General features: G+C 60.2%; 12 protein-coding genes. 11 read left to right on the top strand and 1 reads right to left on the bottom strand.

Annotated features, from left to right (window positions below; genetic code table 11):
* A complete protein-coding gene (locus B0919_RS00995) occupies positions 1 to 714 on the bottom strand; it encodes a pyridoxine 5'-phosphate synthase (RefSeq protein WP_078010325.1) in 714 nt (237 codons plus the stop codon).
* A 171-nt stretch (positions 715 to 885) separates the two neighbouring features.
* On the opposite strand from B0919_RS00995, the gene B0919_RS00990 reads away from it, so the two are divergent.
* The 11 genes from B0919_RS00990 (at position 886) to bamA (ending at position 11,917) form a co-directional block, all read left to right on the top strand.
* The gene (locus B0919_RS00990) at positions 886 to 1,347 is read left to right on the top strand and encodes a GatB/YqeY domain-containing protein (RefSeq protein ID WP_078010324.1); all 462 of its coding nucleotides are present in this window, start codon (positions 886 to 888) and stop codon (positions 1,345 to 1,347) included.
* 117 nt (positions 1,348 to 1,464) lie between these two features.
* Complete coding sequence (locus B0919_RS00985) at positions 1,465 to 1,983, top strand: CvpA family protein (RefSeq protein ID WP_078010323.1); 519 nt, start codon at positions 1,465 to 1,467, stop codon at positions 1,981 to 1,983.
* Between the two features lie 82 nt (positions 1,984 to 2,065).
* Positions 2,066 to 2,728 carry an anthranilate synthase component II gene (locus tag B0919_RS00980; protein ID WP_078010322.1) on the top strand — a complete coding sequence of 221 codons (663 nt, stop codon included), beginning with the start codon at positions 2,066 to 2,068 and terminating at the stop codon, positions 2,726 to 2,728.
* Complete coding sequence (locus B0919_RS00975) at positions 2,694 to 3,470, top strand: alpha/beta fold hydrolase (RefSeq protein ID WP_078010321.1); 777 nt, start codon at positions 2,694 to 2,696, stop codon at positions 3,468 to 3,470. The genes B0919_RS00980 and B0919_RS00975 overlap by 35 nt, the downstream gene beginning before the upstream one ends.
* 138 nt (positions 3,471 to 3,608) lie before the next feature.
* Positions 3,609 to 4,289, top strand: coding sequence for a CBS domain-containing protein (locus tag B0919_RS00970; RefSeq protein WP_078010320.1), 681 nt, complete (start codon positions 3,609 to 3,611; stop codon positions 4,287 to 4,289).
* Positions 4,290 to 4,292: 3 nt separating this feature from the next.
* Positions 4,293 to 5,765: a POTRA domain-containing protein gene (locus tag B0919_RS00965; protein ID WP_139361818.1), complete on the top strand. Its 1,473-nt coding sequence runs from the start codon at positions 4,293 to 4,295 to the stop codon at positions 5,763 to 5,765.
* 24 nt (positions 5,766 to 5,789) lie between these two features.
* A complete protein-coding gene (locus tag B0919_RS00960) occupies positions 5,790 to 6,683 on the top strand; it encodes an NAD kinase (RefSeq protein ID WP_078010318.1) in 894 nt (297 codons plus the stop codon).
* Positions 6,684 to 6,815: 132 nt separating this feature from the next.
* Positions 6,816 to 7,706, top strand: a complete 891-nt coding sequence (locus B0919_RS00955; RefSeq protein WP_078010317.1) for a DUF6089 family protein — start codon at positions 6,816 to 6,818, stop codon at positions 7,704 to 7,706.
* Between the two features lie 38 nt (positions 7,707 to 7,744).
* A complete protein-coding gene (locus B0919_RS00950; protein ID WP_078010316.1) occupies positions 7,745 to 8,473 on the top strand; it encodes a DUF6089 family protein in 729 nt (242 codons plus the stop codon).
* Between the two features lie 80 nt (positions 8,474 to 8,553).
* Positions 8,554 to 9,300 carry an isoprenyl transferase gene (locus B0919_RS00945; protein WP_078010315.1) on the top strand — a complete coding sequence of 249 codons (747 nt, stop codon included), beginning with the start codon at positions 8,554 to 8,556 and terminating at the stop codon, positions 9,298 to 9,300.
* 13 nt (positions 9,301 to 9,313) lie between these two features.
* The gene (bamA, locus tag B0919_RS00940) at positions 9,314 to 11,917 is read left to right on the top strand and encodes an outer membrane protein assembly factor BamA (protein ID WP_078010314.1); all 2,604 of its coding nucleotides are present in this window, start codon (positions 9,314 to 9,316) and stop codon (positions 11,915 to 11,917) included.
* Positions 11,918 to 11,919 lie beyond the last annotated feature (2 nt).

Raw genomic sequence — 11,919 nt, 5'->3', positions numbered from 1 at the left:
TTAAACAAGCTGCCGCAGATACTGCTGAATGGTGTTTTCCAGGCCCAGGTACAGCGCGTCGCAGATCAGGGCGTGGCCGATGCTGACCTCGTCCAGACCGGGCAGCTGCTGGTGCAGGTAGGCGAGGTTGTCGAGGTCCAGGTCGTGGCCGGCATTGATGCCCAGGCCCAGCTGCCGGGCCAGGGCCGCGGCGGTGCGGTAGGGCGCTACGGCGGCTTCGCGGTCTTGGTGGTAGCCGGTGGCGTAGGCTTCGGTGTACAGCTCGATGCGGTCGGTGCCGGTGCCCACAGCGGCTTTCACCATCTCCAGATCCGGGTCGAGGAAGATGCTCACGCGGCAGCCCATTGCCTTGAATTCCTGCACGATGCCGCGCAGGTACTCCTGGTGACGCACGGTGTCCCAACCCGCGTTGGAGGTAATGGCATCCGGCGCGTCGGGCACCAGCGTCACCTGCTCGGGCCGCACGGTGCGCACCAGCTCTATAAAATCGGGGGTGGGGTTGCCCTCAATGTTAAACTCCGTGGTAACAATGCTTTTCAGGTCACGGGCATCCTGGTAGCGGATGTGTCGCTCGTCGGGGCGCGGGTGCACCGTGATGCCCTGGGCGCCGAACCGCTCACAGTCGCGGGCGGCCTGCAGCACGTCGGGGCGGTTGTGGCCGCGGGCGTTCCGCAGGGTGGCAATTTTGTTGATGTTTACGCTTAGCTTCGTCATGAATCCCGGATTTAGCGGATTTTTGCCGTTTACGCGGCCGCCGCTCCAAATATCGGGCGCGGGCCGCGGTGGTGAGTGCGTGAGCTGGTGAAATGGTGAGTTGCCGGGCAGCTTGCTTCGCCAGAACACGAAACTCGCTGTTTCACTATTTCACCACATCTCCTTTTCCAAATGACCCTGAAAGAACGCATCGACGCCGATATCAAGAAGGCCATGCTGGCCAAAGACAAAGTACGTCTGACGGCCCTGCGCAGCATCAAGTCGCAGATTCTGCTGGCCGAAACTGCCGAAGGTGCTAACGGCAGCATCACGCCCGACGCCGAGCTGAAGCTGCTCAACAAAGCCGCCAAGCAGCGCCGCGAAGCTGCCGAAACCTACCAGCAGCAATTCCGCTCTGACCTGGAGGAAGTCGAGCTGGCCGAGCTGGCCATCATCGAGGAGTACCTGCCCGCCCAGCTTTCCGGCGCCGACCTCACCGAGCGCCTCGTGGCCATCATTCAGCGCGTGGGCGCCACCGGCCCTTCTGATCTGGGCAAGGTGATGGGCGTAGCGGCCAAGGAACTGGCTGGCCAGGCCGATGGCCGCGCCATTTCGCAGGAAGTCAACCGCCTGCTGAACAACACCAACTTCTAATGCGCAGAATGTGGGAGAGTGTGGAAAATGTGAAAAATGGCTTTCCAATAAGTGAGTCATACCAACACATTTTCCACACTCTCTCACATTCAACCTGATTTCCCACATTAACCAAACATGTCCGGCTTCGATTTGCTCTTGCTCATGCCCCTGGCCGTGGGGGCGGTGAAAGGTTTCCGGCGCGGCATCGTGCTGGAAATAGCCTCGTTGCTGGCCTTTATCATCGGTGTGGTAGGCGGACTGAAGCTGCTGAGCACGGCCATTCCGCTGGTTCGGCACTACGTCGGCGAGGCCTTCGGGATGCTGCCGCTGGTGTCGTTCCTGTTGGTTTTTGCCCTCATTGCCTGGGGCGTGCACCTGGCCGGCGGCGTGCTCAAAAGCATGGTGCACCTCACCCCGCTCGGCATGCTCGACAACCTGCTGGGTGGTGCCGCGGGCGTGGTTAAGTGGGTGTTGGGCCTGAGCCTGTTGCTCTACGCCACTGGCCTGGCGGGCTTGCCCATCGGCCAGCAGCTCACGCACGACTCCCTGGTGCTGCCCATCGTGAAAGATGCTACGCCTGTGGCCCTGAACGTAGTAGGGGTAGTGATGCCTTTCGCTTCGGAGCTATTGAGCGCCGTGCGGAACGTTTTCTAGCTGTGAAATGGTGATATGGTGAATTGGGAAGTTGATGCCCGAGCGACACTCTCCGTTTCACCATATCACCACCTCGCCATCCATGCGTCTGCTGCTGCTCGATAACTTCGACTCCTTCACCTACAACCTGCTGGATTACTTCCAGCAGTTGGGGACGGACGTTGTAGTGCGGCGCAACGACACGCCGCTGCCCGAGCTGCTGGCCCTGGACTTCGATGCCGTAGTCCTCTCACCTGGCCCTGGCGCCCCGCAAGGAGCCGGCGTGATGATGGAGCTGTTGGCCGCCGTGCACCAGCAGGTGCCGGTGCTGGGCGTATGCCTGGGCCATCAGGCGTTGGGCGAGTTTTTTGGCGCCGAGCTGTGCCGGGCCGCCCGCCCCATGCACGGCAAGGTGTCAGACATCACGCTGACGGCCGCGGCCAATGAGCTATTCGCCGGCTTGCCCAGTCGTATACCAGTGACCCGCTACCATTCGTTGGTGCTGAGCTGCTTGCCCGACTGCCTGCTGCCGCTGGCCCATACAGCCGACGCGCACCAGGAGCTGATGGCGCTGCGCCACGCCGTATGGCCGCTCTACGGCGTGCAGTTTCACCCCGAAGCTTTACTAACTACCCACGGCCTGCAGCTCCTGCACAATTGGGTGCGGATTGCGTATCATTGCACGAATAGGGCCGCGGCAGCGGCTCCCGCTCAGGCGCATAGTGACCACGATGGAATTGCAGATCAAGCAGCACAACGGATTTAAGTACGTCGACGAAGGCCAGGGCGAAGTCCTGCTGTTGTTGCACGGCCTGTTCGGCGCGCTCAGCAACTGGCAAGGCGTCGTCGAAGAGTTTGCACGCACCCACCGCGTGGTCATTCCCATGCTGCCCGTCTACGATATGCCCCTCACGCGGGCCGGCATTTCGGGCCTGGTCGAGTTCGTAGAAGACTTCACCAAAGCCATGGGCCTGATGCAGGCCGCCACCGTACTCGGCAACTCCCTTGGCGGCCACGTAGCCTTGGTGTATACCCTGCGCAACCCCGGCCGCGTGCAGCGCCTGGTGCTGACCGGCAGCAGCGGTCTGTTCGAGGATGGTATGGGCGGCTCTTTCCCCCGCCGCGGCGACTACCAGTACGTGCAGGAGCGCGTGGCCTACACCTTCTACGACCCAAAAGTGGCCACTAAGGAACTGGTGGACGAGGTATTCAACGTCACCAACTCCAATGCCAAGTGCCTGCGCATCATTACCATCGCGCGCTCGGCTCAGCGGCACAACCTGACCAAGGACCTCGGCAAAATTCAGGCCCCGACGCTGCTCATCTGGGGGCTGAACGATACCATTACCCCGCCGGTGGTAGCGCACGAGTTCAATCGCCTGCTGCCCCGCGCCGAGCTGCATTTCCTGGACCACTGCGGCCACGCCCCCATGATGGAGCGGCCCCAGGCCTTTAATCGTTTGCTACGTAAGTTCCTGGCTCCTGGCCCGGTAACTCAGCCCGCGTAGCAAAATTGCCGCTTGCCTCGTAGTTTCGGACGGAACCGGTAGCCGCCCCGCACAAGTTGTGCTCGGGCTATGCAACCCGCGCCGCCCTTTGTCGCTTCTATAGCTGCGACTTCTTTCCACCGCTTACCCCGAGCCGCCATGCATTCGATGCTCGCCGAAGACTTGCTCAACCAGATGATTCCGCCGCTGAAGGTATCCGACTCGGCCGGCAAGGCTGCGCGCTGGCTGGAGGAATTTCACGTGGATCAGCTGCCGGTGGTTCAGAACCGGCAGTACCGCGGCATGATTACCGAGGCTGACCTCATCGACGTAGCCGCCGACCCGGAGCAACTGCTCGCCAGCGTGCCCTTCGGCTTTTCGGACGTGCACGTGCAGCGCGACCAGCACTTCTACACCGTCATGGAGCTGGCCATCCGCAACAAGGTGCAGCTGGTGCCCGTGCTCGATGACCAGCGCGAGTACCTCGGCGTAGTCACCGTCGGCGATACGCTGGCTGCCTTTGGCCAGACGCCTGGCAGCGCCGGCGAAAACGGCATCATCGTGCTGGCCATGAACGAGCGGGATTACTCGCTCAGCCAGATCAGCCGCTACATCGAGGAAAACAACGCCAAAGTGCTCAGCGCCCACGTGTCGGAGGATACCGACGAGGCAAGCCGCATCCGGTTGACCTTGAGAATCAACACCAGCAACCTGAACCGCATCGTGGCTACGCTGGAGCGTTTTGGCTACGTGATTACGGCGCAGTTCAGCGGGGCCGGCGAAGTAACTGAAGCCGATCAGGACCGACTCGATTCGTTGCTGCGCTACTTGAGTCTGTAACTGGTGCGTCTAGGTTTTCTCGTTGCCGTGCTCTGGCTGGCAACGGCCGTTTCCGGGTTTGGGCTGGCGCCGATCGGGCGTCCCCATGCTGCTTTCCTGCCCGATTCCGCCCGGCGCGCCAACGTCGACAGCCTGATGCTGGTTCAGTGCCCGGGCTATCAAACCGTGCGTGTAGCCCAAATTCTATTTGTGGGCAACGACGTGACCAAGGAGCGGGTACTGCGCGCCGAGCTGGATATCCACGAAGGCGACTCGCTGGCTGCGAGCAGCCTGGCCCGGCGGCTGGAGCAAAACCGGCGGCGCCTGTTCAATCTACAGCTGTTTAATCAGGTCAATCTGCAGCTGACCTGCCGCGCGGGCGAGCTGATTATCCTCTTTAGCTTGCAGGAGCGGTGGTACACTTTTCCGGTGCCCATCTTCTCCCTGGCCGACCGCAACTTCCGCTCGTGGCTCAACCGGCCCGACCGGTGGCGCCGCATCGACTACGGTATCCACCTGAGTCGCTACAACTTTCGGGGCCGCAACGAGCAGCTGATGGCCAACCTGCAGCTGGGTTTCAACCGCAAGTACGAACTGTTCTACGTCACGCCTGGGCTCGGGCATCGGCGGCGCCTGGGCTTATCCGCGGGGGCTTCGCTGTTTCAGAGCCACACCATCGATTACCGCACCAGCGAAGACCGGCTGCTGGCCTACCGCGCCGACAATACCTTTCCCATTCAGCGCTGGTACGTTACCGGCGGGCTGCGTTGGCGGCGCACCGTGCAGCGGCTTACTACCCTGGAAGCCATCTACACCGAGGAGCGTATCACCGATTCGGTGCGGCAGCGCAACCCCGAGTATTTCCTGGGCGCCACCCGCCGCAACTACCTCGATGTGGTGCTGACGCGCACGTTGAACCGGCGCAACACCTTTGCTTACCCGCTCACCGGCTCGTACCTGCAGGCCAGTCTGGGGCAGCGCTTCTTCCTGTCCTCGTCCAGCGCCCCCCTGACCACGGCTTCCCTGACGTACGCCCGGTATTTCGACCTCGGCCACGGTTTCTACTACAGCGCCGGCGGGGAAGGACGCCTGCGCCTGAGCCGCCGTCTGGCCTACGCCGACAGCCACGCGCTGGGGTTCCGCCAGGCCCTTGTGCGCGGCTACGATGCCTTCGTCATCGACGGGCGGCACTATGGCGTGCTGCGTCAGGGCTTCTCGCTGCGCTTGTTCGATGCCGGGCGCCTGAACGTGCCCGTGCTCAACGACGCCCGCCTCGACCGTATCCCGCTGGTGCTCTATTTAAATACCTTTGCCGATGCTGGCTTCGTCGCCGAGCGTTCGGTGCCTGCCTCCAACCATTTGCCCAACGAGCTGTTAGCCAGCGCCGGCATGGGGCTACACCTGGTTACTTACTACGACCGGGTGTTCACCTTCGAATATGCTCGCACGGTTCACGGCACCGGCGGCTTCTTTCTTCGTACTGAGTTTCCCCTCTAACGCGGCCGTCGCGGCCTGTAGCGTATGCGCATCGCCATTCTGGGTAAACCCTTCGAGGCCGACATGGCCCCTCATCTGCAAGTCCTCTTCGACGAGCTGGCGGCGCGCGGCATCCAGATGGCCGTGGCCGAGTCGTTCTACGCCTGCCTGCAGCAGCAGCTGCGCATGCCCGATAACATCACCCTATTCAAGCGGGGCGACGCCCTGGCCGGCACCGATTATGCCCTCAGCATCGGCGGCGACGGTACCTTGCTCGACACCGTTACGTACGTCGGGGCCCTGCAAATCCCCATCTTGGGCATCAACACCGGCCGGCTCGGCTTTCTCTCCACCGTGTCGCCCGACCAGATTCCGCACGCCTTGGATGCCCTGTTCCGGGGGCACTTCACCCTGGAAAGCCGCAGCCTCATTCACGCCGATACCGATCCGGACGTGTTCGGCGGGCTGGACTTTGGCCTCAACGAGTTTTCCATCCTGAAGCGCGACTCCTCGTCCATGATCGTAGTGCACACCTACATCGATGGCGAGTATTTAAATTCGTATTGGGCCGACGGGCTAGTGGTTTCTACTCCAACTGGTTCCACGGGCTACTCGTTGAGCTGCGGCGGGCCGGTAATGCTCCCGCAAACCAACAATTTTATCATCGCTCCCGTATGTCCCCACAATCTTAACGTGCGGCCTCTCATTGTGCCCGACCGCAGCGTCATCTCCTTCGAAATCGAAGGGCGTAGCAACAACTACCTGTTGTCGCTGGATTCCCGCTCCGTTACCGTGGATGCGGGTATCCAGGTCGCGGTGCGTCGGGAAAAGTTTGATGCCAAACTCATTAAGTTGAACCACGTAAATTTCCTCAGCACGTTGCGAAGCAAATTAAATTGGGGGCTTGATAGACGTAATCCAGCTGGATTTTCGGTGTAAAGCATCGGATTTTTTCTATGGATTGTTTTTAAAACCCAGAGCTCCTACTACTTTTGTCTTGGCTGCAACCGTGCCTGCAAGGGATTCTTGCCTTTCTGAACTTCGATATAACAACCTCGCTCCACTAGTAGTATGAAGAAACTCTTGACCCTCACCCTGACGCTGGTACTGGCGGTGGCGCTGGTTGCCTCCCAGGCGAGTGCGCAGCAGTTCAGCAAGCGGAAGCAGTACAACTCCGTTGGCCTGAGCCTGAACGCCATGAACTATTTTGGCGACATCGTACCGAAACCCAGCATTGCCAGCTTGCGTTTCGCTGCTACGCGTCCCAACTTGGGCCTGAGCTTCACCCGTCGCTTTGCCCCGCGTATCTCGGCCCGTGCCGCCCTCTCGTACGGCCGCATCACCGGTGACGACGCCAAAGCCGCCGACGCTACCGATCCGGATGCCAAGTTCCGCTACAACCGGAACATGAACTTCCGCAACGACATCGTCGAACTGTCGGGCGTTGGTATCTTCGACCTGATTGAAAACCGCAACAACTACCTGAAGCGCCCGGATTTCGTTCCGTACGTATTTGCTGGTGTATCCGTGTACCACCACAACCCCAAAGGAGCTGACGCTGATGGCAACTACGTTGCTCTGCAACCCCTTGGCACCGAAGGCCAGCGCGTAAACGGCGACGGTACCTACAGCCTGTGGCAGGTGTCTATTCCCTTCGGCGGTGGCGTACGCTACAAGCTGAACAAGAGCTTCGACCTGGGCCTGGAAATCGGCTGGCGCAAGACCTTCACCGACTACCTGGATGACGTAAGCGGCAACTACGCCGACCCGAGCCAGCTCCAATCGGCCGCTGCGCAGTACTTTGGCCGTGGCGTGACCCGCAGCCGCACCGGCGAGTTTGCTGGCTTTGACCAGCCGGGCAGCATGCGTGGCAAGAGCAATGAAAAAGACTGGTACATCGTTACGGGTCTTACGCTGAACTACATCTTGGCCCCGGCCATCCGCAGCCCCAAATTCCGTTAATCAGTCGTTGGCTGCTCCGCCAACGCAGCTTTCACCTGATGACCAAGCAACTCCTCTTCAAAACGCTCCTTGTTTGCTCCGTGCAAGCAGGGAGCGTTTTTTTTGCCCATGCGGCCAGCGCGCAAAACACCAGCGAAATTGGCGTTGGCCTCGGCGCCCTCAATTACAAGGGTGATTTGGCCCCGGAATACCGGCTGCTGAACAACCGCCCGGCAGTATCAGCCTTCTACCGCAAGGATATTTCGGTGCCGATAACTCTACGCGGCACGGCGACTTACGGTCTGATCCGCGCCAATGATGCCGATGTGATTGGCGAAAACGGTAACACGGTGCCGCTGTCAGCTTACCGGCAAGCCAGCATGAAGGGCTCGTTGCTCGACGTCGCAGGCACGGTGGAATATAACTTCTTCAAATACCACAACCGTCGCGACAAGGTCCACCTCACCCCGTATGTGTACGTAGGCCTTGCGGGCTTTATAGCCTTTACCAAAACTACCGGGCCGCTGCCGGGCTTTGAGCAGTCGAGCAATACCTTGGGAGTAGCAGTGCCTGCCGGCGTGGGCCTCAAATTAGCGTTGTCGCGTCACTGGAACCTGGGCCTGGAAACCGGCGCCCGCAAAGCCATTACCGACCTCATCGACCACGTGAAAGATCAGAGCCCGGCCGTAGCCAACCGCTTCGATCAGGACTGGTACTACTACACGGGCGTCAGCGTGTCCTATACCTTTTACAAAATCCGTTGCCCCGAATCTTATCAGTCTGAGTAGGAGCATCTGCGCCAAGGGAATCAGCCGGGCGTGTGCAACCATTTGCGTAACTTGCGGCCTCTTTTACGCAAACAGTACGCATGTCGGCCCTTACCGCTATTGACCCTGCTCGCATACCCGCTCACGTTGCCGTGATAATGGACGGCAATGGCCGTTGGGCAAAGAAGCGCGGCGGGCTTCGCATCTTCGGGCACCAAAGCGCCATCACCGCTGTTCGCGACACGGTGGAGGCTGCTGCCGAGCTTGGCGTTTCGTACCTGACGCTCTACGCTTTCTCGACGGAAAACTGGGGCCGGCCTACGCACGAGGTAATGGCCTTGATGCAACTGCTGGTACACACGATCCGCCAGGAAACGCCTACGCTGCTGAAGAACAACATCCGGTTGCAGGCCATTGGCGACGTCAGCCAACTGCCGGCATCCTGCCAGCGCGAACTGGCCGAGGCCATGGAGCTGACGGCGACGGGCAGCCGCACCACGCTGGTGTTGGCCCTGAGCTACAGCGGCCGCTGGGACTTGGCGCAGGCCGCGCGGCGGTTAGCCGGAGATGTAGCGGCCGGTAGGGTAACTCCGGCGCAGGTAGGGGAGGACATGCTGGCTGGCTATTTGTCGACGGCGGGCATTCCCGATCCGGAGCTGCTGATCCGAACCAGCGGCGAACAGCGCATCAGCAACTTTTTGCTTTGGCAGCTGGCCTACACCGAATTATACATCACCGAGTTGCTGTGGCCGGATTTTCGGCGTGAGCATTTCTACGAAGCGATACTGGCCTACCAGCGCCGGGAACGTCGCTTTGGCAAGACCAGTGAGCAACTGACCGTTTCGTAAGTTTTTTCCTTCGATGAGTTCTTTCTTCCCGCGGCTCCGCGGCACATTGCTGACGGGGCTGCTGCTGGGGCTGACAGCCGGTAGCCTGCAGGCGCAGACCACGCCAGCAGCTGGTACGGCCAGCCAGGAACCCCAGCGTTACGAAATCGGTGGTATTACCATCAGCGGTGTTCGTTACCTCGACCCCAATACGATGATTGGCCTGACCGGGTTGAAGGTCGGGGACCCTGTCTCTATTCCGGGCGAAGAACTTGGCCGCGCCATTCGCCGCCTCTGGGACCAAGGCATTCTGGGCGACGTGAAGGTGGTCGTTGACCACATCGAAGGCAACCGGGTGTTTCTGGACTTTCAGCTGAAAGAGCGGGCGCGTTTGTCCAAGATCTTCTTCACGAGCATCAACAAGACCCAGGCCGACGAGCTGCGCAACAAGATCAAAATTGTGCGGGGCAAAGTGGTGACCGATGCCTTGCTGAGCAATACCCGTCAGGCAGTACGCAAGTTCTATACTGACAAGGGGTTCATGAACGTGAAGGTGGACATCACGCAAGAACCCGACTCGACGCTGCCCAACAGCGTCGAGCTGGTAATCGACGTGCAGCGCGGCGAGAAAGTACGCTTGTCCGACATCAGCTTTATCGGCAACGAGGCCATCAAGGATGGCAAGCTGAAGGGCAAGATGAAGAAGACCAAGGAAAAGAAGTCGTACAAATTCCTGAACGCGGGCAAGTTCCAGAAAACGGAGTTTGAGGCCGACAAGCAAAAGGTCCTCGACTTCTACAATTCCCAGGGCTACCGCGACGCCATCATCACGGGCGATTCGCTGGTGCCGGTGCAGGCGCAGTACAGTTACTATTGGCTGGGCCGCGAAAACGGCAAGTTTGGCATTCACAAAGCCACCGTGCGCGAAGCTGACCGGCTGACGCTGCGTATCTACGTGGACGAAGGCCCGAAGTACTACTTCCGCAATGTCGCCTGGAGCGGGAATTATCTGTATGATGACCGCACCCTGTCTTCGGTACTGGGTATCAAGAAGGGCGACATTTACAGCAAAGAGTCGCTCGATAAGCGCCTAAACTACAACCCCACGGGGCAGGACGTGACGTCGCTGTACATGAATGACGGCTACCTGTTCTTCCAGCTCGACCCGGTGGAAACCCGGGTGGAAGGCGACTCGATTGATATCGAGATGCGCATTTCGGAAGGGGTACAGGCACGCATTAAAGAGGTCAACATTGCCGGTAATACCAAGACGTCGGACCACGTAATCCGGCGCGAACTGCGCACGCTGCCGGGCGACAAGTTCAACCGCGAGCTGCTGATCCGCTCGCAGCGGGAAATTTCCTCGCTCGGCTACTTTGACCCGGAGAAGGTGGGCTTGAACCCGGTGCCGAACCCGGCCGACGGTACCGTGGACATCAACTACACGGTATCGGAAAAGCCCTCCGACCAGATTACGCTTTCGGGCGGCTGGGGCGGTTACGCCGGCTTCATCGGTACGGTGGGTCTGGTGTTCAACAACTTCTCGCTGCGCAAAGCCACTGACCTGCGCAACTGGCGCCCCGTGCCGGGCGGCGACGGGCAGCGCCTGGCGCTGAACATGCAGGCCAACGGCTTGCAGTACCAGTCTTACTCGCTTTCATTTACGGAGCCCTGGCTCGGCGGGCGCAAGCCCAACTCGCTGACTGTGAGCTTGAACAAAAGCATTCAGCGCTACGCCAACGGCAGCAGCTTCGATATCAAATCGGGCAGCTACATCAAGGTGAACAGCGCTTCGGTGGGCCTTGGTCGCCGCCTGCGCTGGCCTGATGACTACTTCACGCTCAGCAACAGCTTGTCGTTTAGCCAGTACAAGCTGAAGGATTACCCGTATTTCACGGGCTTCAGTACGGGTAACGCCAACAACATCACGTTCAACACGACCCTGTCGCGCAACAGCACCGACAACCCGACCTTTACCCGTCGCGGTTCGGCTCTGTCGCTGTCGTTGAACCTGACGCCGCCGTACTCCATCTTCAAAGGCTCGCACCCGAACGTGAACGAGTGGGTGGAATTCCACAAGTGGATGTTCGACGCCTCGTGGTTTACGCCGTTGGGCGGCAAGCTGGTGCTCAACACCCGGGCGCACTTTGGCTTTATCGGCCGTTACAACAAGAACCGCGCCTTCGGGCCGTTTGAACGCTTCAAGCTGGGCGGCGCGGGCCTGGGCTTCGGCGGGGCATCCAACTTCCTGGTGGGTACCGAATACGTGGGCCTGCGCGGGTACGACGACCCGAACGACAACTTCGCCATTCCGACGGCCCGGCAGAACGAAAGCGGCGGCATTGCCTTCAACAAGTACGTGATGGAGCTGCGCTACCCCGTGTCGCTCAACCCCGCGGCTACGGTGTTCGTGCTCGGCTTTGCTGAGGCCGGCAACTCGTTTGACAAATACAGCCAGTACAACCCCTTCAAGCTGTACCGCTCGGCCGGCGTAGGGGCCCGCATCTTCATGTCGGCATTTGGTTTGCTTGGCTTCGACTACGGCTACGGCTTCGACAACGTGCCGATACCTGTGGGCATCTCGGGCAAGCAGGACAAAGGCAAGTTCCACTTCATCATCGGTCAGCAAATCCGCTAAGG

The organism is Hymenobacter sp. CRA2 (assembly GCF_002007105.1).
Classification (GTDB): Bacteria; Bacteroidota; Bacteroidia; order Cytophagales; family Hymenobacteraceae; genus Solirubrum.
The sequence above is the reverse complement of the archived record's forward strand: the minus strand, read 5'-3'. Positions and strand labels throughout refer to the sequence as shown.